26 protein-coding genes are annotated in these 24,552 nt (G+C 60.4%); 13 read left to right on the forward strand and 13 right to left on the reverse strand.

Going from position 1 to position 24,552, the window contains the following annotated elements:
• Positions 1–30 precede the first annotated feature (30 nt).
• A complete protein-coding gene (locus ACR0IK_RS09185; RefSeq protein ID WP_480641250.1) occupies positions 31–786 on the forward strand; it encodes a hydroxypyruvate isomerase family protein in 756 nt (251 codons plus the stop codon).
• 62 nt (positions 787–848) lie between these two features.
• Positions 849–1,079 carry a DUF2798 domain-containing protein gene (locus ACR0IK_RS09190; protein ID WP_480641251.1) on the forward strand — a complete coding sequence of 77 codons (231 nt, stop codon included), beginning with the start codon at positions 849–851 and terminating at the stop codon, positions 1,077–1,079.
• Positions 1,080–1,122: 43 nt separating this feature from the next.
• Here the strand turns inward: ACR0IK_RS09190 and polA are convergent, their stop codons facing one another.
• The 4 genes from polA to ACR0IK_RS09210 all read right to left on the reverse strand — a co-directional run bounded on the left by polA (position 1,123) and on the right by ACR0IK_RS09210 (position 5,413).
• Complete coding sequence (polA, locus tag ACR0IK_RS09195; protein WP_480641252.1) at positions 1,123–3,921, reverse strand: DNA polymerase I; 2,799 nt, start codon at positions 3,919–3,921, stop codon at positions 1,123–1,125.
• A 103-nt stretch (positions 3,922–4,024) separates the two neighbouring features.
• Positions 4,025–4,411 (reverse strand): SH3 domain-containing protein, encoded by a 387-nt coding sequence (locus tag ACR0IK_RS09200; RefSeq protein WP_480641253.1) that lies wholly within the window; start codon positions 4,409–4,411, stop codon positions 4,025–4,027.
• Positions 4,412–4,490: 79 nt separating this feature from the next.
• Positions 4,491–5,153 (reverse strand): YrbL family protein, encoded by a 663-nt coding sequence (locus ACR0IK_RS09205; RefSeq protein ID WP_480592297.1) that lies wholly within the window; start codon positions 5,151–5,153, stop codon positions 4,491–4,493.
• Between the two features lie 80 nt (positions 5,154–5,233).
• Entirely contained in the window at positions 5,234–5,413 is a 180-nt protein-coding gene (locus tag ACR0IK_RS09210; protein ID WP_480592295.1) for a zinc-finger domain-containing protein, read from the reverse strand.
• Positions 5,414–5,500: 87 nt separating this feature from the next.
• Between ACR0IK_RS09210 and ACR0IK_RS09215 the strand changes: the two genes are divergently transcribed.
• Positions 5,501–6,493, forward strand: a complete 993-nt coding sequence (locus ACR0IK_RS09215) for an ABC transporter ATP-binding protein (protein WP_480592566.1) — start codon at positions 5,501–5,503, stop codon at positions 6,491–6,493.
• Positions 6,494–6,534: 41 nt separating this feature from the next.
• Here the strand turns inward: ACR0IK_RS09215 and ACR0IK_RS09220 are convergent, their stop codons facing one another.
• Positions 6,535–7,125: a peptidoglycan recognition protein family protein gene (locus ACR0IK_RS09220; RefSeq protein WP_480641254.1), complete on the reverse strand. Its 591-nt coding sequence runs from the start codon at positions 7,123–7,125 to the stop codon at positions 6,535–6,537.
• A 234-nt stretch (positions 7,126–7,359) separates the two neighbouring features.
• Between ACR0IK_RS09220 and ACR0IK_RS09225 the strand changes: the two genes are divergently transcribed.
• The 3 genes from ACR0IK_RS09225 (at position 7,360) to ACR0IK_RS09235 (ending at position 11,825) form a co-directional block, all read left to right on the forward strand.
• The gene (locus ACR0IK_RS09225) at positions 7,360–10,278 is read left to right on the forward strand and encodes an error-prone DNA polymerase (RefSeq protein WP_480641255.1); all 2,919 of its coding nucleotides are present in this window, start codon (positions 7,360–7,362) and stop codon (positions 10,276–10,278) included.
• A gap of 48 nt (positions 10,279–10,326) precedes the next feature.
• On the forward strand, positions 10,327–10,740 hold the full coding sequence (locus tag ACR0IK_RS09230; RefSeq protein WP_480641256.1) for a group III truncated hemoglobin: 414 nt from the start codon (positions 10,327–10,329) through the stop codon (positions 10,738–10,740).
• Between the two features lie 146 nt (positions 10,741–10,886).
• Positions 10,887–11,825 carry a DMT family transporter gene (locus ACR0IK_RS09235; protein WP_480592289.1) on the forward strand — a complete coding sequence of 313 codons (939 nt, stop codon included), beginning with the start codon at positions 10,887–10,889 and terminating at the stop codon, positions 11,823–11,825.
• A gap of 10 nt (positions 11,826–11,835) precedes the next feature.
• Here ACR0IK_RS09235 and ACR0IK_RS09240 read toward each other — a convergent pair whose 3' ends face one another.
• Complete coding sequence (locus tag ACR0IK_RS09240) at positions 11,836–12,555, reverse strand: NYN domain-containing protein (RefSeq protein ID WP_480641483.1); 720 nt, start codon at positions 12,553–12,555, stop codon at positions 11,836–11,838.
• A 100-nt stretch (positions 12,556–12,655) separates the two neighbouring features.
• Positions 12,656–13,768 (reverse strand): S-(hydroxymethyl)glutathione dehydrogenase/class III alcohol dehydrogenase, encoded by a 1,113-nt coding sequence (locus ACR0IK_RS09245; RefSeq protein WP_480592287.1) that lies wholly within the window; start codon positions 13,766–13,768, stop codon positions 12,656–12,658.
• 129 nt (positions 13,769–13,897) lie between these two features.
• Here ACR0IK_RS09245 and ACR0IK_RS09250 point away from each other — a divergent pair, with 129 nt between their 5' ends.
• Together ACR0IK_RS09250 and ACR0IK_RS09255 are read left to right on the forward strand one after the other, a co-directional pair.
• Positions 13,898–14,188 carry an I78 family peptidase inhibitor gene (locus ACR0IK_RS09250; protein ID WP_480592285.1) on the forward strand — a complete coding sequence of 97 codons (291 nt, stop codon included), beginning with the start codon at positions 13,898–13,900 and terminating at the stop codon, positions 14,186–14,188.
• Positions 14,189–14,249: 61 nt separating this feature from the next.
• Positions 14,250–15,902 (forward strand): DUF6504 family protein, encoded by a 1,653-nt coding sequence (locus ACR0IK_RS09255; protein ID WP_480641258.1) that lies wholly within the window; start codon positions 14,250–14,252, stop codon positions 15,900–15,902.
• An 18-nt stretch (positions 15,903–15,920) separates the two neighbouring features.
• Here the strand turns inward: ACR0IK_RS09255 and ACR0IK_RS09260 are convergent, their stop codons facing one another.
• Positions 15,921–16,646: an SDR family NAD(P)-dependent oxidoreductase gene (locus ACR0IK_RS09260; protein ID WP_480641259.1), complete on the reverse strand. Its 726-nt coding sequence runs from the start codon at positions 16,644–16,646 to the stop codon at positions 15,921–15,923.
• Between the two features lie 167 nt (positions 16,647–16,813).
• On the opposite strand from ACR0IK_RS09260, the gene ACR0IK_RS09265 reads away from it, so the two are divergent.
• The 5 genes from ACR0IK_RS09265 to ACR0IK_RS09285 are packed head-to-tail and all read left to right on the forward strand — an operon-like array spanning position 16,814 to position 21,020.
• Positions 16,814–18,148: an NAD(P)/FAD-dependent oxidoreductase gene (locus ACR0IK_RS09265; protein WP_480641260.1), complete on the forward strand. Its 1,335-nt coding sequence runs from the start codon at positions 16,814–16,816 to the stop codon at positions 18,146–18,148.
• The gene (locus ACR0IK_RS09270; RefSeq protein ID WP_480641261.1) at positions 18,099–18,644 is read left to right on the forward strand and encodes a hypothetical protein; all 546 of its coding nucleotides are present in this window, start codon (positions 18,099–18,101) and stop codon (positions 18,642–18,644) included. The genes ACR0IK_RS09265 and ACR0IK_RS09270 overlap by 50 nt, the downstream gene beginning before the upstream one ends.
• The gene (locus ACR0IK_RS09275; RefSeq protein ID WP_480641262.1) at positions 18,644–19,867 is read left to right on the forward strand and encodes an MFS transporter; all 1,224 of its coding nucleotides are present in this window, start codon (positions 18,644–18,646) and stop codon (positions 19,865–19,867) included. The genes ACR0IK_RS09270 and ACR0IK_RS09275 overlap by 1 nt, the downstream gene beginning before the upstream one ends.
• Positions 19,864–20,481: a DUF3833 domain-containing protein gene (locus ACR0IK_RS09280; RefSeq protein ID WP_480641263.1), complete on the forward strand. Its 618-nt coding sequence runs from the start codon at positions 19,864–19,866 to the stop codon at positions 20,479–20,481. The genes ACR0IK_RS09275 and ACR0IK_RS09280 overlap by 4 nt, the downstream gene beginning before the upstream one ends.
• Positions 20,478–21,020, forward strand: coding sequence for a DUF3833 domain-containing protein (locus ACR0IK_RS09285; RefSeq protein ID WP_480641264.1), 543 nt, complete (start codon positions 20,478–20,480; stop codon positions 21,018–21,020). The genes ACR0IK_RS09280 and ACR0IK_RS09285 overlap by 4 nt, the downstream gene beginning before the upstream one ends.
• Before the next feature lie 12 nt (positions 21,021–21,032).
• Here ACR0IK_RS09285 and ACR0IK_RS09290 read toward each other — a convergent pair whose 3' ends face one another.
• Genes ACR0IK_RS09290 through ACR0IK_RS09310 form a run of 5 tightly spaced genes read right to left on the reverse strand, consistent with a single transcriptional unit; the run spans position 21,033 to position 24,012 of the window.
• Positions 21,033–22,193, reverse strand: coding sequence for an energy transducer TonB family protein (locus ACR0IK_RS09290; protein ID WP_480641265.1), 1,161 nt, complete (start codon positions 22,191–22,193; stop codon positions 21,033–21,035).
• Positions 22,190–22,567, reverse strand: coding sequence for an ExbD/TolR family protein (locus ACR0IK_RS09295; RefSeq protein WP_480641266.1), 378 nt, complete (start codon positions 22,565–22,567; stop codon positions 22,190–22,192). The genes ACR0IK_RS09290 and ACR0IK_RS09295 overlap by 4 nt, the downstream gene beginning before the upstream one ends.
• Positions 22,564–22,890, reverse strand: coding sequence for a biopolymer transporter ExbD (locus ACR0IK_RS09300; RefSeq protein ID WP_480641267.1), 327 nt, complete (start codon positions 22,888–22,890; stop codon positions 22,564–22,566). Before ACR0IK_RS09300 ends, ACR0IK_RS09295 begins: the two co-directional genes overlap by 4 nt.
• A 31-nt stretch (positions 22,891–22,921) precedes the next feature.
• Positions 22,922–23,587 carry a MotA/TolQ/ExbB proton channel family protein gene (locus tag ACR0IK_RS09305; RefSeq protein ID WP_480641268.1) on the reverse strand — a complete coding sequence of 222 codons (666 nt, stop codon included), beginning with the start codon at positions 23,585–23,587 and terminating at the stop codon, positions 22,922–22,924.
• Positions 23,584–24,012, reverse strand: coding sequence for a hypothetical protein (locus ACR0IK_RS09310; protein ID WP_480592256.1), 429 nt, complete (start codon positions 24,010–24,012; stop codon positions 23,584–23,586). The genes ACR0IK_RS09305 and ACR0IK_RS09310 overlap by 4 nt, the downstream gene beginning before the upstream one ends.
• Positions 24,013–24,552 lie beyond the last annotated feature (540 nt).

Here is a 24,552-nt window from a genome sequence, read left to right on the forward strand (position 1 = left end):
GTTCTGGACAGCAACAACCCGAGACCGCCCATGCCCAGATTTGCCGCCAATATTTCCCTGCTCTTTGCCGAGCTTCCCTATCTTGAGCGCTTTCAGGCGGCAGCCGAGGCCGGGTTCAATGCGGTCGAAATCCTGTTTCCCTACGAACTGGCCGCCAAGGAAACCCGCCGCGCCCTGCTGGCCAATGGGCTCGAACTGGTGCTGATCAATGCCCCGCCGCCCAACTACACTGGCGGCGAGCCCGGCTATGCCGCCGTTCCGGGCGGCGAGGCGCGGTTCCAGTCTGATATCCGCCGCGTGCTGCGCTATGCCGATGCGCTGAAGCCGGGGCTGATCCACATCATGGCGGGCTATGCATCCGGGCCGGATGCGCAGGAAAGCTTCGTGCGCAACCTGCAATGGGCCGCCGATTTCGCCCCGCAGCAGCAATTCTCGATCGAGCCACTGAATCCGGTGACGCAGCCCGGCTATTTCCTGAACGACTACGATCTGGCAGCGCAGGTGCTGGACTCCGTAAACCGCCCGAATGTCGGGCTGCAATTTGACAGTTTCCACGCCCATATGATCCACGGCGATGCGCAGGCGATTTGGGATCGCTTTCACCCTCGGGTCGTCCATGCCCAGATCGGAGCTGCCCCGGACCGATGTGAACCGGGGCGCGGGCCAACGGATTTTGGCCGTCTGTTTACCGCTATGGATGCCGCGGGCTATTCCGGCTGGGTAAGTGCCGAATACACACCCTCAACACCCCGAACCCCCGACAGTCTTGGCTGGATGCAGGTCTAGCTCTGGCCTTTTGACGGAAAATACAGCACATCAGGAACATCACGACCCTCAGGATGTCCTAAATGATTTCTGCCCGCTATTCCCGCGCCTTGTTCAGCCTGATCATGTCCGGCCTGATGTCCTGCATCGTGACCGGCATCGCGACCGTGAAAGCCATTGGACTTGGCCCCAACACCGTCAGCGACTGGATGGCGTCCTGGGCCTTCAGCTGGCCCATCGCCTTCACCGTCATCCTGCTGTTTGGCCCTTCAGTACAACGGCTGGTGAACCGCATGGTCAGTCCACAGGACTGACCCGCTGCGAAGAGGGCCCGTCGGGCCTGATGAGCAGCGCCCCCTAGTGCGCCTCAGCCCAGTTCGCGCCCTTCCCGGCATCGACGCTCAGCTTCACATCTAGCTTCACCGCGGGATCAGACGCGCCTTCCATGACGTCGCGCGCTACGTCAATCACCTGATCCACCGCGCCTTCGGCCACTTCGAACAGCAATTCGTCATGCACCTGCAGCAGCATCTTCGCCGGAAGCCCGTTGATCGCGTCCGGCATCCGCACCATCGCGCGCCGGATCACGTCCGCCGCTGTGCCCTGGATCGGAGCATTGATAGCCGCCCGGCGCGAGAAGCCAGCATGGGGCCCCTTGGCATTGATCTCGGGCGTGTGGATTTTCCGCCCGAACAGGGTCTGCACATAGCCATGCTCTTTGGCGAAGGCGACAGTGTCATCCATGTATTTCCGGATGCCTGGGAAGCGTTCGAAATATCGGTCGATGAAGCCTTGTGCCTCGGCCCGTGGAATACGCAGGTTGCGCGCCAGACCGAAGCCCGAGATGCCGTAGATCACGCCAAAATTGATTGCCTTGGCCTGACGCCGGATATCCGGCGTCATCTCGTCCAGCGGCACATCGAACATCTCGGACGCGGTCATTGCGTGAATGTCCAGTCCATCCGCAAAAGCCTGTTTCAGCGCCGGAATATCGGCGATATGCGCCAGAATACGCAGCTCGATCTGGCTGTAGTCGAGACTGACCAGCACATTACCCGGCTCGGCAATGAAGGCCTCGCGAATGCGGCGGCCCTCTTCGGTGCGCACCGGAATGTTCTGCAGGTTCGGATCGGTCGAGGCCAGACGCCCCGTGTTCGCCCCCGTAATCGAATAAGACGTATGCACCCGGCCCGTATCCGGGTTGATATGGGTCTGCAGAGCGTCGGTGTAGGTCGATTTCAGTTTGGACAGCTGCCGCCAATCCAACACCCGGCGCGGCAACTCGTGCTCGGTCGCGAGATCTTCCAGAATATCCGCGCCGGTCGAGTATTTCCCGGTCTTGCCCTTCTTGCCGCCCTCCAGCCCCATCTTGTCGAAAAGGATCTCACCCAGCTGTGCAGGCGAGCCGACGTTGAAACTCTCACCGGCCAGTTCGTGAATTTCAACCTCTAATCCGGCCATTTTCTGCGCAAAGGCGTTCGACATCCGGTTGAGTACATCGCGGTCGACTTTGATGCCGTGCATCTCCATCTCGGCCAGAACCGGCACCAAGGGGCGTTCAAGTGTTTCATACACCGTCGTCACCTGCACCTGATGAAGTTGCGGCTTGAACAGTTTCCACAGGCGCAGGGTGATATCCGCATCTTCGGCGGCATATGCGGTCGCCTCATCAATCGGCACCTTGTCAAAGGTGATGGCCGACTTGCCCGAGCCCAGCAGCGGTTTGATCGGGATCGGCGTGTGGCTCAGATAACGTTCGGACAACGTATCCATGCCGTGCCCGTGCTCACCGCCATGCATGGCGTAGGACATCAGCATCGTGTCATCGATCGGGGCCACATCAACGCCATATCGCTTAAAGATCTTGGCATCGTATTTCATGTTCTGCCCGATCTTCAGGATCGACGGGTCCTCAAGCATCGGTTTCAGCAAGGTTAGAGCCTCATCCAGCGGCATCTGCCCCTCGGCCAGCGCATCCGAGCCGAACAGGTCATCCACCGCTCCATCGCGGTGGGTCAGCGGGATGTAACAGGCTTCCCCGGCCTCAACACACAACGAAATCCCCACCAGATCGGCGATCATCTCGTTCAGGCCAGTGGTTTCAGTGTCCACGGCCACCCAGCCGCGCTCATAGGTCTGATCGATCCATTTCTGCAGCGCGCCAGCATCGCGGACACATTCGTATTTCGACGCATCGAATGGCAGCGCTTCGGCCTCTTCGACCTCGGCAACAGGGGCGGGTGCATCAGCAATCACCGGAGCCTCGGCCCCAAGCTTGTCAGCGATGCGCTTGGTCAGGGTGCGGAACTCCATCTCGGCCAGAAAACCCAGCAGGGTGTCTGGCTCGGGGTCTTTTACCTCCAGATCGTCCAGGGTGAAATCCAGCGGCGTCTGCTCATCCAACTGCACCAGCTTCTTCGACAGCTCGATCTGGTCGCGTTTTTCGATCAGGGTCTGGCGCCGCTTGGGTTGCTTGATCTCTTCGGCGCGATCCAGCAGCGTTTCCAAGTCGCCATACTCGTTGATCAGCAGGGCCGCCGTCTTGACTCCGATCCCCGGAGCCCCTGGCACATTGTCGACCGAGTCCCCGGCCAGGGCCTGCACGTCGACCACCCGTTCCGGCCCGACACCGAATTTCTCGAACACGCCGTCCCGGTCAATGCGCTTGTTCTTCATCGCGTCCAGCATTTCCACGCCATCGCCGACCAGCTGCATCAAATCCTTGTCGGAACTGACAATGGTCACCCGGCCCCCCGCCTCACGCGCCTGCACGGCCAGAGTGGCGATAATGTCGTCGGCCTCATAGCCCTCAAGCTCTTTGCAGGCGATGTTGAAGGCGCGCGTCGCCTCGCGGGTCAGCGGCATCTGCGGGCGCAGGTCCTCGGGCATCGCCTCGCGGTTTGCCTTGTAGAGGTCATAGAGATCATTTCGGAACGTGTGCGAGCCTTTGTCAAAGATCACCGCCACATGGGTCGGCGCATCCGGCCCCGCATTCCCTTCGACATATTTCTGCAGCATGTTACAGAACCCGGACACGGCTCCGATCGGCAACCCGTCGGATTTCCGCGTCAGAGGCGGCAGCGCATGATAAGCTCTGAAAATAAAGGCCGATCCGTCGATAAGATGCAGGTGACAGCCTTTTCCAAACCCACTCATGCCCGTGCTCCTGTCTTTTAGGTATGTCCGTCCTGCCATGGAACGCAGGCGGATACCAGTAGGAGATCTTGCGGGTCAGGCCTCAGTCGGCCTTGATCCGGGCTCAGGGATAGAACTCGCACCACCCGGTATGTATCCAGCCCCGAAATTGAGATTCGACGTTGTTGATCGCACCGTTTTCAACGTAACACCATTTCCCGTCGCAGGCACGAACATAGGCCGCGTCACCATTCCTGAGGCTACCGATCTGTTGGTATGACGTACCTGGCCCGGTCCTCAGTGCCAGAAATCCGTCTCCATTCGGGTTTAGACCTTTGACCAGGCACCCGGTATCAGTGATGGCTGGCCCGGTTGGTTGCACAATCTGTTGCGAATAGGCTGTTGTCGAAAATAACACGCAAAACGCTGCGCTCAAAAAACGCCTCATCTCAATAAACTCCAACTTGACTGTCAAAAAATAGTCGTAAAACTCTAACCCAAGCCCCGTCATCCGTCTATGAAACGGTTCGGGGCACTTGCGCCTTTCGGATCTTACGCTCGGCGCCGCGCAGTCTCGGGGCGCGCGCAGTTCAGGCCTTGCTGAATACCTGCAGCGTCTTGTCCCAATGCAAATCGGTGCGCTCGGCGATCTGTTGCATCTGCTTGTTCAGCGAACGGTCGTTCAACCGGCGGCTCAGCGATCGCAGCGGGATGAGGTTGCGCTCTCCGTACCCGTCGATCAGGAGGAACATCCGGGCCCCGTTGCGAACACCGTAGACAATGTTCTGTTCGTGAATGTCCCGGCCCACGATCTGAAACTCGAACAGCTTCTGCACAAAACTGTTGAGGTCGGCCAGGGTCTCGTCGTTCAGCAAGTGATGCTTGCTCATCCACAACAGGTGATGCGCAAGTTCCCCGTCCTCGGATTGTATCCGTTCAACCACAACCCCCGGCCCGACATCCGTCTGCACCACGCCAAAAGACCGCGCCAAGGGCAGATGGGCGATATCACCACCGCTTTTAAGTGCCGCCTTCATTTCGCATTCAAGCTCTTTCAGCGCGTTTCGAAAGGCCGAATCCGGCAGGATGCGCCGTATCAACCGCTTGGAGAAGGAACGATTCGGGCGCGTGCGCGGCCGTGTCACCTTGATCAAAAGCTCTGGCTGGCCCGGGCAGGCATACACGTTTCTGTGGCCGCCTTTTGCCAGAAGGTCCTGATCGGATAGCTGCAAGAGCTGCAGTGAAAAGAGCATCCAGCCTCCGCGCTGTCCTGAATCACAAAACACCTGCGGGCTTTGACGGATCACAATCCAGCAGGCAACATGTCACTGTATCAGACTTCGGCCTCGGTCCCAGCCAGCACGTATTTGCAATCGCAATAGGGGCACTCGACCCAGCCGGTATCCTCGGGGATCTGCAACCAGACGCGCGGATGGCCCAATGCGCCTTCGCCGCCATCACAGGCAACACGGGCGGTTTCGACGATCTTTGTTTCCGGCGCTTCGATTGTCACGGCTTGCGATCCTTCTTCGGTTGTCGGCCTCGCGGGCATGTAATAGGTGCGTTTATGAGCGATGAGCAAACCGGGGGCAAGGGTCACATGCGTGATGCGGCAATCAGGATCGACGGGCTGCGCAAGACCTATCGGGGCGGCAAAGGCCAGCCCGAGAAACACGCGCTGAAAGGCATTGACCTGACCGTTCCGCGTGGCTCGGTGTTTGGCCTGCTGGGGCCGAACGGGGCCGGGAAGTCGACTCTGATCAATATTCTGGCCGGGCTGGTGGTGAAATCTGCGGGCAAGGTGTCAATCTGGGGTTTCGATCAGGATCAGAACCCGCGCCAGTCCCGCGCTGCAATCGGCGTCATGCCACAAGAGCTGAACCTTGACCCGTTCTTCACTCCTCGTGGCGCGTTAGAGGTTCAGGCTGGCCTGTATGGCGTTCCCAAGGCTCAGCGCCGCAGCGATGAGATTCTCGCACTGGTCGGCCTCAGCGACAAGGCCGAGGCTTATGCCCGGACCCTGTCCGGGGGCATGCGACGGCGATTGCTGCTAGCCAAGGCGCTGGTGCATCACCCGCGGATCCTTGTGCTGGACGAACCCACGGCGGGCGTGGATATCGAGTTGCGTCAGATGCTCTGGACCAATGTGCGCAAGCTGAACGAACAGGGCATGACCATCATCCTGACCACCCATTATCTGGAGGAAGCGCAGGAGATGTGTGACGAGATCGCAATCATCAACCATGGCGAAAAGATCGCACAGGACAGCACTGCCAACCTGCTGGGCCGCATGGACAGCCGCACCATGGTGATCGCCCCGGACAGCCCGATCACCGATCTGCCCGTAACCGAGGGCGTCGAAGCCACCCTGCGTGATGATGGCAGTCTGGTGCTGCAATACCGCAGCGCCCAGACCAGCGCCGAGCAGGTGCTGCAATCCGTTCGCACCGCAAATATCCGTATCCGCGACGTCCGTACCGAGGAAGCAGACCTTGAGGACGTGTTCCTTGCGTTGACCTCTGCCCGCGCTGAGGACGCCCCGGCGGATGATCAGGACCAGCCGCGCCGGGGAATGCACAGGGTCAAGTTATGACGCTCACATCCCGTTGCTGAGATCATCAGCGCGGATTGCAATCAGGCGAGTTCCGTCTTGATCCTCGCAACGATCTTGTCGATTAAATCATCCTCGTTGAAACTTGCGAAAACCGGCTTGGTCGCATTGAATTTTCTGTTTTGAGCGCTGGAAATACCTTCGCGCAGGAAATCGCCGACTTCCACGACATCTCCGGGCTTGGCCATGTGAGGCAGCCACATGATATCCCACTTGTCCTGTGGCACACCCAATGTGACATCAACCTCTTCATGCGAAAGAACGTGACGGCGATCTATCGGGATGTCGTAGGTTTCCGCGTACTCGGCTACCATGTCGATGAACACACCCAACTGGGTTTCCGTCATCGGGTATTTCCCTTTCTTGAAGGGCCTTTCCTTTGCACCCTGCATACAACACATTGCCAAACCGATTGACCCTGTGTTCTTGGCCCTGACATGCGCGGCATAATCTCCGTCATTCACATTGTTGTTGGCTTCCGGTCTGCGCTTGCACAGCCTGCGCGTTCCATCACCCTCAACAACTTCGTGGTACTTGTCATAATCGCTACCGGACATTTCATACTTCCCTGCTGTCCAGTGCATAACGATTCGCTGTGGCTTAGATACGGCCATAATGAATTCCTTCCAAAATCGTCCTGTAAAATTGAGGGGCGTATTATAGCACAGTTTTCGCCTTCTTTCCTGGCAGCCGCTGTCTGGGTTAAGCGGCCCCTAAGAACGCCAGCGTACACGCGTTGCAATTGAAGGTTTTTCGGTCGGTAGCCACCATTTGGGGAATGGGACTTCCCCTCAATTTCAGCAAAGGACTCGAAAAAGAACAAAACGTGAATATAATAGGGAATCGCCATGTATGCCGAGCTGTCGATTACGTCGAACTTCACTTTCCTCACCGGGGCCTCGCACCCCGAGGAGTATATGGAGCGTGCCGTCACTCTGGGCCTGCCCGCCATTGCGATTGCCGATGACAACTCGGTTGCCGGGATCGTCCGCGCCCACACCCAGGGGCGCGAGATCGCCCGCAAGGTCCGCGAGCGGCTGGAGTGGGAGGCGCAGAATACCGCGATCGGCCCACCCTGCCCCGATCACATCCCCAAACCGCCCTCGTACCCCATCCACGCGGTACCCCGCCTGATCCCGGCGGCGCGGCTGATCTTCACCGATGCGCCTGCCGTCACCGCCCTGCCCCTGAACCGGCAGGGCTGGGGCAACCTGTGCCGCATCCTCTCCAAAGGTCGCCTGCGCGCCGAGAAAGGCGACTGCATCCTGCACCTGTCGGACCTGCTGGAATTCTCCGACGGCCTTCACCTGCTGCTCTGGCCACAAGCGACCCGGTCTCCGGGCGGCGCGAGCGTGTGGCGGACACAGGCGCAACAGCTGACGCGCCGCTTTGCCGGGCGGATGCATCTGCTGATGCACCCTCGGTATGATGGCGCAGATAGCGCATATTTCTCTTTATTAGAGACGGAATCACATCAACTCGGCATCCTCACCCTCGCCAGCGCCACGCCGATGATGCATCACGGGAGCCGCCGCAGGTTGGCCGACGTCCTGACCGCCATCCGCCTGCGCCGCAAGGTCGACGACCTGGGCCGCGAGGCGCTGGCCAATGGCGAGCAACGCCTGCGATCCGAGGCCGAGATGTTGCGCATCTTCAAAGGTCATGAGGGCGCCGTTGCCCGCGCGCATGAGCTCAGCGAACAGCTCACCTTTTCGCTTGATGAACTGCGCTATGAATATCCCAGCGAGGGCAGCGAGCAGGAAACCCCGACCGAACGCCTGCATCGGCTGGCGCAGGAAGGGCTGAAATGGCGCTATCCCGCCGGGGCGTCCGAGAAAGCAAAAAAGATGCTGGCGCATGAGCTCACCCTGATCGGCAAGCTGAAATACGAGCCTTACTTCCTGACTGTCCGCGACATCGTCCATTTCGCCCGCTCGCGCGGCATCCTCTGCCAAGGTCGCGGCTCGGCGGCGAACTCTGTCGTCTGTTTCTGCCTCGGCATCACCGAGGTCAGCCCTGAGATGGGCACCATGGTCTTCGAACGCTTCGTCTCTGAGGCGCGCGATGAACCACCCGATATCGACGTCGATTTCGAACATGAACGCCGCGAGGAAGTCATCCAGCACATCTATGACCGCTATGGCCGCGAACGCGCGGGCCTGTGCGCCACGGTCGTACATTATCGCGGCAAGCGCGCCATTCGCGAGGTTGGCCGCGCAATGGGCCTGACCGAGGACACGATTTCGGCGTTGTCCTCGCAGCTCTGGGGCTTCTTTTCCGCCTCTGGGCTTGAAGCGCAGCGCATGCGTGAAATCGGCCTCGACCCCGAGGATCGACGGCTGAAACAGACTCTAATGCTGGTCTATGAGATCGACGGCTTCCCCCGACATCTGTCTCAGCACGTCGGCGGATTCATTATTACCGAGGGGCGCTTGGACGAACTCGTCCCCATCGAAAACGCCACGATGGAGGACCGTACGGTCATCTGCTGGGACAAGGATGACATCGACAGTCTGGGCATTCTCAAGGTTGATGTGCTCAGCCTTGGGATGTTGACTTGTATCCGCAAGGCGTTTGACCTGATCGGTCAGCACCACCAGACCAGCTATACGCTGGCCACTCTGCCGCCCGAGGACCCGGTGGTCTATGACATGCTCTGCAAGGCGGACTCGGTGGGTGTGTTTCAGGTGGAAAGCCGGGCGCAAATGAACTTCCTGCCACGGATGCGACCGCGCAATTTCTATGATCTGGTGATCGAGGTCGCCATCATCCGCCCCGGCCCCATTCAGGGCGACATGGTCCACCCCTATATCCGCCGCCGGAATGGGGAGGAGGAGGTCAGCTTCCCCTCGGACGAGCTGGGCGAGGTGCTGGGCAAAACGCTGGGCGTGCCGCTGTTTCAGGAACAGGCGATGCAGATCGCCATCGTCGGCGCGGGATTTACCCCGGAACAGGCGGACCGGTTGCGACGGTCACTGGCGACGTTCAAGAAGCACGGCAATGTCAGCGAGTTCCGCGCCCTGTTCCTGCGCGGCATGAAGCGCAACGGGTATGAGGATGACTTTGCCGAACGTTGTTTCTCGCAGATCGAAGGGTTCGGGTCGTACGGCTTCCCCGAAAGCCACGCGGCCAGCTTTGCGCTGCTGGTCTATGCCAGCGCCTGGATCAAATGCCACCATCCGGGCATCTTCGCCTGCGCCCTGCTGAACTCACAGCCGATGGGGTTCTATGCGCCCGCCCAGATCGTGCGCGATGCGCGCGAACATGGGGTTCAGGTGCGCCCGGTCTGCATCAATGCCAGTTTCTGGGACAATGTGATGGAACCCGACGGCCAAGGCGGGCTGGCCCTGCGGCTGGGCTTTCGTCAGATCAAGGGGCTGAGCGAAGACGACGCCAGTTGGCTGACCGCCGCGCGGGGTAACGGCTACCATCAGGTCGACGATGTCTGGCGCCGTGCGGGCCTTGGCCCTTCGGTGATCGAACGGCTGGCTGAGGCCGACGCCTTTGCCGCCTGTGACCTGACCCGGCGCGAGGCGTTATGGCAGGCCAAGGCGATTGCCACCGCCAAACCGCTGCCGCTGTTTTCGCAAGATCTGGAGGGCGAGGCGCTGGACGAGCCCGAAGCCTACCTGCCGCAGATGACCTTGGGCGAACAGGTGGTCGAGGATTACGTCGCCACCCGCCTCAGCCTGAAGGCGCATCCGGTGGCCCTGCTGCGACATCTGCTGACGCCGGACCCGCGCGACAAAACCACGCCTGTCGCTTGACCCCTCAACCAGATATTGGCTCAGAACAGAGTCGAATTCGGTACCTACATGACCAGACCCATCCTGCCTCCACGCTTTCCGGCCACGCCGGACCAGATCAACGCACAGGTCCGCGCCTTTTACGCTCGTGTGCGCGCGGACGCCGTGCTGGGACCGGTCTTCAACAACCACGTCACCGACTGGCCCGCGCATGAGGAAAAGATCGCCGCTTTCTGGCGCAACGCCATCCTGTATGAACGCGGCTATGACGGCAATCCGCAGCGTGTTCATATCGAACGGCCCGACGTGAAACCCGAACTCTTCGCCCATTGGCTGGACCTGTTCGAAGAGGTCGCCACCCGGACACTGCCGCCGGAAACGACAACCCCGTGGGTCGCACTGGCTCGGCGCATCGGAGTGGGAATGAAGGCGGGCGTGCAATCGGCGCGCCAACCCAAGGACGCGCCGCCGGTTCTGCGTTGATCTCACAACATGGCAGCTTTGCGATGTTAGCGATAAATTAGGGGCTATGCGGGCTGGTGAAATGCGTTTACTCAGGGGCAAGACAGCCCCTTTGCGCTGCGACGGCATAGTGCCACCACACCGACATATCACCCGAGGCCACAGCGATGAGCACTCAGAACACCACCCTCCGGGGCCTTGGCTATGCGTTTGCGGGCTTTGCGGTCTTTGCCAGCCATGACGCGCTGATCAAGGTGCTGGGTGGCACTTACTCGGTGATGCAAATCATCTTTTTCGCCACGCTGTTTTCCTTTGTGCCGATGGCGGTGACAATCCTGACCGACCGCACAACCGGGAACTTCCTGCCGCGTCACCCGTGGCTGGTTCTGCTGCGCTCGGCCCTGATGGTAACATCCATGGTCTGCGCCTTCTATGCGTTTTCGGTCCTGCCGCTGGCCGAGGTCTATTCACTGCTTTTCTCTTTTCCGTTGATCGTCACGGTGCTGTCGATCCCGATTCTGGGCGAGGTCGTCCGCGCCCAGCGTTGGGCGGCGGTCGGCGTGGGCCTGATCGGTGTCCTGATTGTTCTGCGCCCAGGCGCAACGGATATCACGCTGGGTCATCTGGCCGCTCTCACAGCCGCCTTCTGCAGCGCCTTCGCATCCGTGTTGGTGCGCAAGATCGGAAATGAGGAACGCTCGGCCGTGCTGATCCTGTACCCCATGCTGCTGGCCATTGCTGTGATGAGCCTGGCCCAACCGGTGGTGTATCAACCCCCGTCCCTGTTGCATCTGGCGATGATGGCGCTGGTCGGCGTGTTCTCGGTCATCGCCCAGCACCTGATCATTCTGGCTTATCGTGCCGCACCCGCCGGCGTTATTGCCCCCAGCCAATACAGCCAGATCATATGGGCCACGATTTTTGGAATGGTTTTCTTTGGCGAACGCCCGGACATTTGGGTGGCGGTGGGCGCAAGCGTCATCATCGCATCCGGCGTCTATGTGGTCTGGCGCGAGAGCAGGACCAACACCACTTCGGCCAACACCCCAGTTCTGCGGGTGCGGTCGCCGCGGTCGGACACCGGGGCGTCTCGGCCGGGGGAGTAAACTCTGACCGTCAGGGTTCCCTACATTTGATCTTGAGATCGCCATTTGCGCCGCTTTTGTCAAAACGGTCGATGGCACGCACCAGGTCGCTGAGCCGCTTATGGCCATACGAACGGGCATCAAAATCCGGATAGATTTTGCCCAATTGACTACCGACAAAAGAAAGGCTGGCCCAACCATCCGCTTCCTTCGTGTTCAAAACAACGTTTCGGATCAACTGGTATGCGTGGTTCAACTCATGCTTCGCCTTTGTGCTATCCGGCGCTTTTGATTGTGGCGTATCTGCTCCAGGCTTTTCGATATTTTCGATATAGATGAACCTGTTACAGGCAGCGACAAACGCTTTTGGCGCCTTACGTTCCCCAATTCCATAAACGTGCAGCCCTTGCTCGCGGATGCGACTGGCGAGCCGGGTAAAGTCACTATCTGAAGATACCAGCACAAACCCGCTGAACCGATTGCTGTGAAGGATATCCATCGCATCAATGACTAGTGCTATGTCGCTGGAGTTCTTCTTGGATGTATTGGCGAATTGCTGATGTGGAACTATAGCGAACTCGGCCAGCGAGGTGGCCGCCCACCCTTGGGGCCCACCGATAGAGAAATCTCCGTAGATCCGTCTAAGGCTGGCTTCACCTAAAGTCGCAACTTCTTCAAAAATCTCAGCAACGTGTTTCGCAGGCACGTTATCTGCGTCTATCAGAACCGCAAGGCGATCCGTAGTTCCTATTCTCACTTCAATTCCTCAACTCAGAATTCATTCGCAATAAGGAATGTAAGAAACCAAAGGGGCAGGCAAAAGCCCGCCCCGTGCATTTATCTCTATTCTATCAATAAACTACGACCGATCGGATGCTTTCACCCTTATGCATCAGGTCAAACCCATGGTTGATGTCGTCCAGGCCCATGGTGTGGGTGATCATTGGATCGATCTCGATCTTGCCGTCCATGTACCAATCGACGATCTTGGGCACGTCGGTCCGGCCTCGCGCACCGCCGAATGCAGTCCCGCGCCACGAGCGACCGGTGACCAGCTGGAACGGACGGGTCGAGATTTCGGCCCCTGCAGGTGCCACGCCGATGATAATCGATTCACCCCAGCCCTTATGCGCCGATTCCAGCGCATCGCGCATCACGCCGACATTGCCGGTGGCGTCAAAGGTATAATCCGCGCCGCCCTTGGTCAGGTTGACCAGATATGGAACCAGATCGCCCTCGACTTCTTTGGGGTTCACGAAATCGGTCATGCCGAACTTGGTGGCCATCTCGACCTTTGACGGGTTGAGATCCACTCCGACAATCTGATCCGCCCCGGCCAGACGCAGGCCCTGAATAACGTTCAGACCGATACCGCCCAGACCGAACACGATAGCACGGCTGCCGATTTCCACCTTGGCGGTGTTGATAACTGCGCCGATACCGGTGGTCACGCCGCAGCCGATATAGCAAATCTTGTCGAACGGCGCGTCTTCGCGCACCTTGGCCAGCGCAATTTCGGGCAGGACCGTGTGATTCGAGAAGGTCGAGCAGCCCATGTAATGCAGGATCGGATCGCCATCCAGCGTCGAGAACCGGGACGTTCCGTCGGGCATCAGCCCCTTGCCTTGGGTTTCGCGGATCGCCTGACACAGGTTGGTTTTGGGATGTAGACAGTATTCACACTCGCGGCATTCCGGGGTGTAGAGCGGGATCACATGGTCGCCCGGCTTCAGACTGGTCACGCCCGGGCCGACCTCGACCACAACACCCGCGCCTTCATGGCCCAGAATGGCAGGAAACAGACCTTCGGGGTCGGCGCCCGACAGGGTGAATTCATCGGTGTGGCAGATGCCGGTGGCCTTGATTTCCACCAGGACCTCACCCGCCTTGGGGCCTTCGAGGTTTACATCCATCACTTCCAAAGGTTTGCCCGCCTGAACGGCGACGGCGGCACGGGTACGCATATCGTTGTCTCCCTGTCTTATTTGACCCGACCCTGCGTCAATCGCAGGGTGTTTTCAACTGCGCTTTGGTGACAGATTGGCTAATGTTTTGATATTGCAGAAACGACATTGCCGCAAAGAGGAACGCCAATGCGCCGTTTTATTCCAATTCTGATCCTGCTGGCCGCCTGTGCCGAGACACCGCCCCCGCCTGAAGACGTCCGCCTTTCCCCCGAAGCCGCACCGGTTGATCTGGCCTTTTGCCAGGGCGAAGCTTTTGCGGATTCTATTGGTCAGCCGGTTTCGACCATTCAGGCCCAGCTGCCCGAACGGTCGCGCGTTCTGGGTCCGGATGACATCGCCACGCAGGATTATCGCATCGACCGCCTTAATGTTTTTGTGAACGGAGCCGGAAACATTCAGCGCCTGACCTGCGGGTAAGCGTAGACTCAGGGCATGATTCTGCGATAAGAACAAAATGGGAACATTTTGATGTCTGCCAATGCCCAAACGCCGAATACTCTCACTGTGGTTCCCCCGTCTGGGGGCTGAACGGCTGGTCCGCGCCGCGCGGGGCCTGCAGGATGGGCCTTTGGCAGTGGTGGCCGAGCAGTCGAACATGCAGGTCATCACCTCGCTGAACGCGGATGCGCAAGCCGCGGGTCTGCGCGTGGGTCAGCCGGTGCGCGACGCTCATGCCATGTGCGCAAACCTTGTAACGCGCCCTCGCAATGCCCCGGCCGAGGCCGCGTTTCTGACCGCCTTACGCCGCTGGGCGGGCAAGTTCAGCCCATGGGTGGCCGAGGAATCGCCGGACGGGCTGATCGTCGACCTGTCTGGCTGCGCCCATCTGTTCGGTGGAGAAGAGGCGTTGCTGAGCGTTCTTGAGATTGACTGCGCCGATATGGGCCTGAGCGTGCAGATGGGCATCGCTGATACGCTGGGCGCGGCCTGGGCACTGGCGCGGTACGCAGGGCAAGAGGCCACGTCCGACCGCAATGGCGACGCCATCAGCCAAGAGGCCCGCGCCACCCGTGCCCGGGCAGGCAAACGGCGGCACTGGACCAGAGGTGGGGCCGCGCCACAGGTGATGGCCCTGGGCGGCGGCGCACGGATTGCAGCCCCGGGACAGTCCTATGGCGCACTCAGCCCTCTGCCCATCGCGGCGCTGCGGCTGGAGGATCAGGCGGTCGCGCAGTTGAACCGGCTGGGTCTGCGACGGATCGGCGATCTGCTGGGCCAGCCGCGTGCCAGTTTGGCGCGACGGTTCGGGCGCGGGCTGGTGCTGCGGCTGGATCAGGCCATGGGCAGCGCGCCCGAGCCGGTCTCGCCCGCCCGTCCGCCGCATCACTTTGCAGTGCGGATAACCCTGCCCAACCCGATCGGGCTGGTTGAAGACGTGATGGCCGCCATTGACCGGGTCCTACCAACGCTCTGCACCAAGCTGGAAGAGAAAGGGCGCGGCGTCCGCACCCTGCGGCTTGAGGCGCACCGCGCCGATCAGGCGGCAGAGATCATCGAGGTCGGCCTGGCCCGTCCGACCTATGACAGACACCGTATTCGCCCTTTGTTAGAGATGAAAATCGATAAGATCGATGCAGGTTATGGCATCGACATGTTGCGGCTTGAGGCGATCCAGTCTGAGCCCATCCACGCCCGCACGGTGGCTGGTCATGCCGAGGCTCGCCGCGTGGCCCGCGAACGTTTGGAGGGTAACACCGCCGTGGACGACCTGATCGGCAAGCTGGGCGCACGAGTGGGGCTGGACGCGATCACCCGACGCCACCCGGCAGCCTCGCATATCCCCGAGAAAACCGCGCAGACGCTGGCCGCCGCATGGTCCGAACCCGCGCGCGACTGGCCCGCCCCACCGCGCCCGCGCCCCTTGCAGATGTGGCAGCCCGAACCGGTGATGGCCCCGGAAACCCCGGACGTGCCCAGTGCCTTTCGCTGGCGCGGGCGCGACTGGCAACTGGCACAGGCCACCGGGCCGGAACGGATCGCGCCGGAATGGTGGCTGGATGACCCCGACTGGCGCAGCGGTGTACGGGATTACTGGGTTGTTGTGACCGAACAGGGAGAGCGGCTGTGGCTGTTCTACGGTCATGGCGACACCATGTCGGCGGGCTGGTTCTGCCAAGGGCAGTTTGGTTAGAAATGCCTTTATTAGGGTCTATTTTCCACGATAGACCAGCCAGTCCGGAAGGTAATCCAGCAACCGTATCACCCAGGAAAACGGCGCCGGAAAATCGGTGCGGAAGCGGCGGCGCGACATTGCTTTGACCACCCGCCCTGCCGCGTCTTCGGGGGTCATCAGCATCGGCATTTTGAAACTGTTCTTCTCGGTGAGGCGCGTCTTGATGAAACCCGGATTGACGATCCTGACCGTCACCCCGGTGCCCGCCAGATCGAACCGCATCGTTTCCGCCAGCGAGACCAAAGCCGCCTTGCTGGCAGCATATCCCACCGCAGCCGGCAGACCGCGATAGCCGGACAGAGACCCGATCAGCGTGATATCCCCCCGGCCCTCGCGCACAAACCGCGGCACTGTTTCTCCCAGAACCCGCAGCGCGCCGGTATAGTTCACTTCGGTCATCGCCAAAACGGCCTCGGTATCCCAATCGCCCGAGCGCATCGGCTCATAGGCCCCGGCATTGTAGACCAGCCCGTCCACCTTTCCGACCTCAACCGCCGCACGGCGCACGGTGTCCAGATCAGTCACATCACAGGGCACGGCCCGCGCATTGGGAAGCGCTTCGCAAATCTCGGCCAGACGGTCGGCATTGCGCGCGGACAGGATCAGATGTGCACCCTCGCGGCTCAGAGCTTGGGCCAGCGCCCGTCCCAGCCCTTCGCTGGCGCCGACGATCCAATAGGTTTTTCCGTCAAAATTGCTCATGCCTTCGCCGTATCTGTTGTAATGCAGGTTCTACGGCTGAGCAAAACGGCTGGATCACCTCACTTAGCCTCACGACATAGTGCATCTGAGAAAAACTTCTAAACTGATTGATCCACCCCCGTATATGCTGCGTATCCTATTGTAAAATGTCGCACAAAGAGGATGGCATGTTCGACGAAACCCGCGGCGCGCGCAAGAAAATCGCAGTAGTAGGTGCAGGAATCTCAGGTCTGTCGGCTGCTTACTATCTTTCCGAAACCAACGACGTGACAGTGTTTGAGGCCGAGCCCCGACTGGGCGGGCACGCGCGCACTGTGATGGCCGGCAAGAACGGGGATCAGCCCGTTGATACCGGGTTCATCGTGTTCAACTATGCCACCTACCCCTATCTGACGCGGTTGTTCGACGAGTTGAACGTGCCGGTCACGAAATCCGAGATGAGCTTTGGCGCAACCATCGACGATGGCCGCATCGAATACGGGCTGAACAACCTGCGCACGCTGACGGCGCAGAAACGCAACCTCGCGCGCCCGGCTTATTACAAGATGATCGCTGACATCCTGCGCTTCAGCAAAGAGGCGCCCGAGGCCGCACAGGATGACGACACGACAATCGGAGAGCTGGTAGACCAGTTGCGCCTGGGCTATTGGTTCCGCCACAACTACCTGATGCCGATGTGCGGTGCGATCTGGTCCACCCCGGTGGAGTTCGTGGATCAGTTCCCGGCGCGTTCGCTGGTGCAGTTTTTCAAAAACCACGCCCTGCTGGCCAGTGGTCGGGTCAAACAGCATCAGTGGTACACGGTCAAAGGCGGAAGCATTGAATATGTCCGCCGCATCGACGCCGCCCTGCGCGCCCGTGGCAGCGAAATCCGGCTGGCGTCTCCTGTCGACCGAATCCAGCGCGATGAAACCGGTGTGACCGTGCACAGCCAGGGCCAGGCCGATCTGTTTGATGAGATCATCCTCGCCACCCATTCCGACCAGTCGCTGGCCATTCTGGGTGAGGCGGCAACCGATGCAGAAAAGGCTGCATTAGGGTCTATTCGTTATCTACCCAACACTGCCATCCTTCATTGCGATCCAAGCCAGATGCCCCGCCGTCGGGCGTGTTGGTCCAGTTGGACCTACCGCTCGCAAGCAGGGAATGTCGGGGTTACCTATTGGATGAACCGCTTGCAGAACATTCCGGACAGCGATCCACTGTTCGTAACGCTGAACGCGTCGTCAGAGATTCGCGCGGATAAAATCTATGATCAGGTCGAATTTGCCCATCCGGTGTTCGACAAAGCCGCCCTCAGAGCACAAGGGAAAATCCGCGAGATGCAGGGACAGAACCGAACCTGGTTTGCCGGTGCGTATAACCGGCATGGCTTTCACGAAGACGGGATTGCCAGCGCGATGCATGTCGTCGAGCGCATGAACGGCACCCCGCAGACACTCGGAGCTGACAATGGAATTCTTGCAAAAGGTCCGGCCATCCCTGCCTCGGCCGGGATTTAATACTCTTCGCGCGGCATTTCTGTCGCTTGCCGTGCTGACCCCGGTCGGGTTGGAAGCGTCTTCCGGGCTGAACGCTTTGGACGACGCCCAGCTGCGTGGCACCGCGACGTTCCGGTACCTGGGCTTCCCGCTGTACGACGCGCAACTGTTCACTCCGGGCGGTGCCGCGTTCAACTGGACTGAGGATTTCGGGCTGGAGCTAAAATACCGCAGAAACTTGACCCAAAAGGCGTTGATCGATTCAACCTTGGACGAAATGGCGCGCATTGGCCGCCCGGCCCCGGTGCGTGATCAGCTTCAGGCCTGCTTCAAAGCCGTCAACAAGGGTGATCGTTACCTAGCGGTCTCAGACGGACCGGACGCTGTCTCGTTTTGGCTGAACGGGCGCAAGACCTGCACGATGACCTATCCGGGCATCAAACGCAGCTTCATGTCTGTCTTCCTGGGCGAGAACACCCGATCAGCTGCGTTTACGCAAAAACTGCGCGGGCAGTGATGCTGTATCCGAGGGTCAGTCTCTATGCGCTGATGCTGGCTGCGGCGGGTATCCCGCTGTATATCCACCTGCCACGCTTTGCCGTCGTCAATCTGGGCATAGGGTTGGGAGTTGTCGGTACCCTTCTGCTGGTGATCCGACTTGTCGATCTGGTGCAGGACCCACTGATTGGCTGGGCTATCGACCGTTGGCCAAACGCCCAGGTGCTGTTTGCAGCCGCCGCTGCAATTGGCCTGGCGATCGGGTTTCCCTTGTTGTTTGGCTTGCCCGAGGGGGCCAGTGTTTCTTTGTTAGTGTCTATTTTGGTACTTTTGTTCTCGGCCTATAGCCTTGGCACCATCCTGCTCTATGGTCGCAGCGCGACGCTGGCCAAGCGCCCTGACCCCAAAGAGCTGATGACGCTGGCCGCATGGCGCGAAGGTGGGCAACTGACCGGCGTTATCCTCGCCGCAAGCGCCCCGGCCCTGTTCGTTGCCTTCGGGGCCAGCGCGCAAGGTTATCCGGCGTTCGGCCTGTTTTTGGGGCTGCTCGCCATCCTGACGCTGACCGTGACACTGCCAATGTGGCGTCGCGCGCCGATCACCGGTGAAAGCCTGTCCTTTGCCGGTCTCGGGCAGGCCGGCGCGTTGCGGCTTCTCTTACTGGCGCTGGTCAACAGCCTGCCGGTTGCGATCACCTCGACTTTGTTCCTGTTCTTTGTCGAAGACCGGCTGCAACTGCCCGGAAAAGCCGGGCCGTTGCTGATCCTGTTCTTCCTCAGCGCCGGGGCAAGCGTGCCGCTCTGGGCCAAGCTCAGCAACCGAATTGGCCCGAAACAGACTCTGATGATCGCCATGCCTCTATCGATAGCGGGTTTCATCGGCGCCGCCCTGCTGTCCACCGGAAACCTGACCGGGTTTGCGCTGATCTGCCTGACCTCGGGCGCGGCGTTGGGCGCGGATATGGTGGTGCTGCCCGCCATGTTCTCGGTGGTGCTGACACGCGCGGGGCTGAACGCCTCGGCCGCTTTCGGCATCTGGTCCTTCGCGGGCAAGCTTGGCCTTGCGCTGGCGGCTTTTTTCACTCTGCCGCTGCTGGAGCGCAGCGGGTTCACGCCCGGGCAGGCGAATTCGACGGAAGCGTTGAGGACACTCACCCTCGCCTATGCCGTACTGCCCTGTATCCTGAAACTCGGCGCGTTCGGGCTGGTTCTGACGCTGCCTACGGAGGTCTCAGCCAAATGACTGTCGTTGCCATCCTTCTGCTCGCCATCCTCGCCCTGATCATCGCCCAGCGCCGGTTTCTGAGTTTCCGGTCGCAAGCGCCATCGGATTACACGGGCACCGGGCCTGCTTTCGAAATGAAGAAGAACCTGAATGGTGAGATCCTATCCGAAGGGCTGATCTATGGGCCCAACGGCAAGATGTCGAACAGCTTTGTCGCCCGCATGGTTGGCGAATGGAATGGCAATACCGGCACGCTGGCCGAGTATTTCACCTATTCCAACGGCAAGACAATGACCCGTAAGTGGTACCTGACTCTGGGCACCGGAAACACGTTTATCGCCACGGCAGACGATATCGTGGGGGAAGGCCACGGCACCATTTCCGGTTCCACCGTCAAACTGACCTACAAAATCACCCTGCCAAAGGATGCAGGCGGGCACACGCTGGATGTCACCGATTGGATGTATCTGACCGAAAACGGCGTGATCGTGAACCGGTCCGAGATGCGGAAGTTCGGTATCAAGGTCGCCGAGTTGGTTGCCACCATGCGCCCAGCGCCCGAGGCAAAGTCCGCCCATGTCAGCGGATCGAACGGCTATGACGCCAAGGCGGAATCGAGGACGTTGCAATGACCTCGCGCCGGTTTCTGATAGCAGCTCTTGCCGTCATTGGGCTGGCCGCGCTGGCCGCCTGTTCGGCAAAGCCGCGCGTGCCCAAGACCTTCCTGTCCGACCGACAACTGAACCTTGAGGAGTTTTTTGAGGGCAAAACCGTCGCCTATGGTCAGTTTCAGGATGTGTTAGGCAATGTACCCCGCCGCTTTATGGTCCAAATCGACGGCACATGGGATGGGGAAACCCTGACGCTGGTTGAAGATTTCGTCTATGACGATGGCGCGACCGAACAACGTATCTGGACCCTGACCAAAACCGGCGAGGATAGCTGGACCGGCACCGCTCCGGGTGTGTTGGGGACCGCCAGCGGGATCGAGCGCGCGGATACGTTTAACTGGACATACAAGATCGACCTGCCGGTGAAAGACGGCACTATGCGGGTAAATTTCGACGATTGGATGTGGTTGCTGAGTGATGATCGGCTGCTGAACCGCGCCTATGTTTCGCGCTATGGCGTACGGCTGGGTGAGGTCATTCTGTATTTCGAGAAACTGTAAGTCACCGGCGGCTCATTTGCTGGAATAGACAAATGACAGCGATCGGCTAACGCCCCCGGGTGGTCTCGGAAAAGGAGAAGCCGCTTGGACCTGCGCCTTGGCCGCCCGTTCAAGATCTGGTGAGCCATTGGTATCCACGACTTCGACATAGGCCAGGGTTCCGTCCGGGTTGATCACGAAAAACACCCGCGCAAAGCCTCGCGCCGCTGTGTAGACGATCGGTGCGCGGTTCAGATGCACCAGAACTTTCCCGGCATAGTTGGTTCTGTCCGAGTTTCCGGGACCCCGCCCACCCGAACGAGTGCCGCTGCTGCCCGAAGTGAACAAATCCTTGCCCTGGCGCCGATAGGTGGTCAGGGGCGATTCAACCTCTTGCGTCGGATATCGCAGGTCACTGAAATCCCGTGCCCCACGCAGCGTGGCCGGAGGGTCTGGCTGCGCAAGCCGGTCCGGCAGGCGTGGTCGGATCGAAGACGTCAGCGCCTGCTCCGGTTCCTCGTTGCTTTCGTCAGCGTCGGGCACTGGCTCGGCCGGTGTGGCGGGGATATCGGCCTCAAGCGTTTCACTTTCAGAAGGCACGGCCGGCGCAACCGAGGGCACGGGGTTTTCTGCTGGCTCCGGCAGGGCCGCGATCTGCTCGGCCTCGGTGGGTTCAGGTGCCGCCGGGGTTTCCTCTGCCGGTTCCGTGGCCTCGGGGCGGCCTTCGGGCGCTTCGGCAACCTCCGCTTCCTCGACCGGCGGAGTCTCCTCCACATCATCGCTGGCAGATTTGTCGCCATCCGCGGTGTCCTGAGTTTCGGGAGCCTCGGCCTCGACCGGCTCGGGCGCGACAGGCTGCAGGATTTCGGACGTGCCAGTGTCGGGGGAAAAAGTTTTCTGCGGGTCGTCCGAGGCCACATGCACCTCGGTGGTCGGAATCTCAGCAGGTTCGGGCGCGGGTTCCGGGGGGTCCTCCACAGCGGGCTCGGGGGCCTCGGGCGGTTCGGGTTCAACCGGTTCGGCGATGGTGTCCACAAGGTCTTCGAAACTGTTGCTCAGCTCGACTGAATCCCTTCGACCATCGTCAGCCGACTGTTGCGTCAATCTGGGTGCGGTCAGGCTCAGCCCCATCAGGTGCAAAAACAGAGAGAGCAGCGCGGCAAGGGCCGCGATGACGACCGACCCCCGGATCATTCCAGCGCCTTCTCGGTCACGACAAAGACGGATGCCGCACCCAAACGGCGCAGCTCTCCGGTCACTTCGATCAGCCGCGCGCCCGAGGCTTCGCGATCCGGCACGATCCGCACCGGCCCGGGGTCGCGCCCGGCCATATATGTTGTCGGCTCTATCGGCGCTCCGCGAAAGCTGAGCGTGCCGTCCTGGTGCAGCACCAACGCGTCCGGCGGCTCGCGCCCGTCCAATTCAGAGGTGTCGACCAGATCCAGATCGGGGTCCAGCGGCGTGGCCACCGTGCCCGCGATCAGAAAGAAGATCAGCATCAAAAACACGACATTGATCAGCGCAATGGTCGAGTCGCGTTTGCGGCGGGGGCGGCTATAGCGGATCATTCCAGCACCAGCACGCTCAGGCCCTCGCGCCCGCGCAACAGAACTAGAAGATCCACCAGCCGTTGCGCCGTGGTGTCAGGATCGAGGCTGACAAGCACCTGCCCGGTGGTTACCTGCGCCGTCAATTCCTCCAGCGTCACGGGTGCGCCATTCAGCACCAGTCGCTCAGCCCCTATTTGGACAAAGGCGCGGTCTTGTGGCGTGTCCGTCGATGCGCCCCCCGTCGTGGCGTTGCTGAGCTCGATCTCACCGTATTTCGAAAAGGTCGAGGTCAGCATGAAGAACAGCAGCAGCAGAAAGATCACGTCGATGAGCGGTGTCATCGCCATGGGTCGTCTGACAAAGGGTGCGGGGTTACGCATGTCCGGGCGTGGCCGCCATGGGTTGCGCATCTTCGGCCAGCGGAATCGCCCGCCCCGGTACGAGAACCGTGCGCAGGGCTTTGTCGGCGAACACCCGTTCGCGCGCGGTGCGACTTTCGAACCAGGACAGCACCATCGAGGTCGGCATCGCCACCGCCAGACCCACAGCCGTTGTCACCAGTGCCACCCAGATGCCGCCCGCCAACAGCGACGGGTCAACCGAAGACCCAGCGGATTGCAGGCTGCGAAACGCTTCGATCATACCCAGAACAGTACCGAACAGACCCAGCAAAGGCGCCAGTTGCGCCACCGTATCCAGCGAGCGGAAACCGCGTTCCAGCCCGGCCAGCGCCAGCCCGGCCTCGGCATCCAGCCGTTGATCCAGGCCGGGCGCATCCGGCGCGTCCATCGCAACTTCGACCAGCGGCGCAAGATAGCTGTGGCTTTTGGCCAGACGCGCGCGGGCGGTCTGGTGATCACCGGCATCCCACGCTGCCAGCGCCTGCGACAACACACGGTGCCGTCCTACACCCGAAGCGGCAAATTGCCAGAGCTTGTAAAGCGTCACAGCAAGCGTCACCACGGACATGGCGATCAGGATGGCGACAACCGGCCCGCCAAGGGCCAGGATTTCGCGCAGGGCGTCAAGAAAACTCATCCCAAAAGCTCCACTTCTGTTCGGCTGTGCAAGGTTGGTGTCTGGTCGCAGATATCGCTGTCAGCACCTCCGACGGTGCAGCTGCTTACGCCATTGATCAGAACACGCCCGAGGTTTTCGCAGGTGATGCCTCGGATATCAAACTGACGCACCCGCGGGCGTTCTGCCGGCAGGTCCCGAAACCCGAAAAGAGTGATCCGTTCGAAAACACCCGCGGCATCGAATATAACCACCTGATAACTGGCACTGTCTATCGACGTTGTGGTTTGGTTTTCGACCAGAAAGGTCAGGCGGCAGGCGCTTTCGACCTCTTCCACCGCATTCAGCTCGACCATCAGGCCCGGCTCGACTTGCGTGGTTTCGGCCAGAGCCGCAACAGGCAGCGCACAGAGAATGGCGGCAAGGGCCGGACGGCGATACTTCATAGATGCGCTCCTGATCGTTCTACGCAGGCAGGACTTTGGCGGCGTTCCACCCGTCATATCTAAGACCACTGGGGCTCGAAAGGGTTGCCGACACCTTTGTGATAAAGGGCGATTTACAGCCCGTTCAACCCTGCCGTTTCATGACTTCCATCGCAAGTGCATGATATTGCGAAGGCTCCGGGTCGGGCTGATAGACTATCGCACAGGCCACCAGCCATTCCATCGCGTTCGACTTGACCCGATGTTCGGCGAAGATCGCGATGTTTCGGCGTTCGAATACCTGCGCATAGATGGGCCAATCGCCCTGTACAGCCGGGAATAGCGCACCAGCGGCATGCGCTGTTCGCCGCCCGCGAGGTCAACCTCTGCAAGGTTAATGGGTGTCATCAATACATCCAGCACCTCTGAAGAGGCTCAAATCGTCGTCACTTGTACACCTAAAAAGAAATCTCAGCGCACCCTGAGATTAAGGTTTTTCAAATCCCAAAGACGATCGGTTCTGTTCAGGAGGAAATCGGCAAGGCAGCCTGGGGGGCGATC

This window comes from Ruegeria sp. BF7, from assembly GCF_056538605.1.

Bases quoted from the DNA above. Each gene is read 5' to 3' on its own strand.
- ACR0IK_RS09185 (WP_480641250.1), top strand. From the start codon at position 31: ATGCCCAGATTTGCCGCCAATATTTCCCTGCTCTTTGCCGAGCTTCCC.
- ACR0IK_RS09190 (WP_480641251.1), top strand. From the start codon at position 849: ATGATTTCTGCCCGCTATTCCCGCGCCTTGTTCAGCCTGATCATGTCC.
- polA (WP_480641252.1), bottom strand. From the start codon at position 3,921: ATGAGTGGGTTTGGAAAAGGCTGTCACCTGCATCTTATCGACGGATCG.
- ACR0IK_RS09200 (WP_480641253.1), bottom strand. From the start codon at position 4,411: ATGACGGGGCTTGGGTTAGAGTTTTACGACTATTTTTTGACAGTCAAG.
- ACR0IK_RS09205 (WP_480592297.1), bottom strand. From the start codon at position 5,153: ATGCTCTTTTCACTGCAGCTCTTGCAGCTATCCGATCAGGACCTTCTG.
- ACR0IK_RS09215 (WP_480592566.1), top strand. From the start codon at position 5,501: ATGCGTGATGCGGCAATCAGGATCGACGGGCTGCGCAAGACCTATCGG.
- ACR0IK_RS09220 (WP_480641254.1), bottom strand. From the start codon at position 7,125: ATGGCCGTATCTAAGCCACAGCGAATCGTTATGCACTGGACAGCAGGG.
- ACR0IK_RS09225 (WP_480641255.1), top strand. From the start codon at position 7,360: ATGTATGCCGAGCTGTCGATTACGTCGAACTTCACTTTCCTCACCGGG.
- ACR0IK_RS09230 (WP_480641256.1), top strand. From the start codon at position 10,327: ATGACCAGACCCATCCTGCCTCCACGCTTTCCGGCCACGCCGGACCAG.
- ACR0IK_RS09235 (WP_480592289.1), top strand. From the start codon at position 10,887: ATGAGCACTCAGAACACCACCCTCCGGGGCCTTGGCTATGCGTTTGCG.
- ACR0IK_RS09245 (WP_480592287.1), bottom strand. From the start codon at position 13,768: ATGCGTACCCGTGCCGCCGTCGCCGTTCAGGCGGGCAAACCTTTGGAA.
- ACR0IK_RS09250 (WP_480592285.1), top strand. From the start codon at position 13,898: ATGCGCCGTTTTATTCCAATTCTGATCCTGCTGGCCGCCTGTGCCGAG.
- ACR0IK_RS09255 (WP_480641258.1), top strand. From the start codon at position 14,250: ATGCCCAAACGCCGAATACTCTCACTGTGGTTCCCCCGTCTGGGGGCT.
- ACR0IK_RS09260 (WP_480641259.1), bottom strand. From the start codon at position 16,646: ATGAGCAATTTTGACGGAAAAACCTATTGGATCGTCGGCGCCAGCGAA.
- ACR0IK_RS09265 (WP_480641260.1), top strand. From the start codon at position 16,814: ATGTTCGACGAAACCCGCGGCGCGCGCAAGAAAATCGCAGTAGTAGGT.
- ACR0IK_RS09270 (WP_480641261.1), top strand. From the start codon at position 18,099: ATGGAATTCTTGCAAAAGGTCCGGCCATCCCTGCCTCGGCCGGGATTT.
- ACR0IK_RS09275 (WP_480641262.1), top strand. From the start codon at position 18,644: ATGCTGTATCCGAGGGTCAGTCTCTATGCGCTGATGCTGGCTGCGGCG.
- ACR0IK_RS09280 (WP_480641263.1), top strand. From the start codon at position 19,864: ATGACTGTCGTTGCCATCCTTCTGCTCGCCATCCTCGCCCTGATCATC.
- ACR0IK_RS09285 (WP_480641264.1), top strand. From the start codon at position 20,478: ATGACCTCGCGCCGGTTTCTGATAGCAGCTCTTGCCGTCATTGGGCTG.
- ACR0IK_RS09290 (WP_480641265.1), bottom strand. From the start codon at position 22,193: ATGATCCGGGGGTCGGTCGTCATCGCGGCCCTTGCCGCGCTGCTCTCT.
- ACR0IK_RS09295 (WP_480641266.1), bottom strand. From the start codon at position 22,567: ATGATCCGCTATAGCCGCCCCCGCCGCAAACGCGACTCGACCATTGCG.
- ACR0IK_RS09300 (WP_480641267.1), bottom strand. From the start codon at position 22,890: ATGACACCGCTCATCGACGTGATCTTTCTGCTGCTGCTGTTCTTCATG.
- ACR0IK_RS09305 (WP_480641268.1), bottom strand. From the start codon at position 23,587: ATGAGTTTTCTTGACGCCCTGCGCGAAATCCTGGCCCTTGGCGGGCCG.
- ACR0IK_RS09310 (WP_480592256.1), bottom strand. From the start codon at position 24,012: ATGAAGTATCGCCGTCCGGCCCTTGCCGCCATTCTCTGTGCGCTGCCT.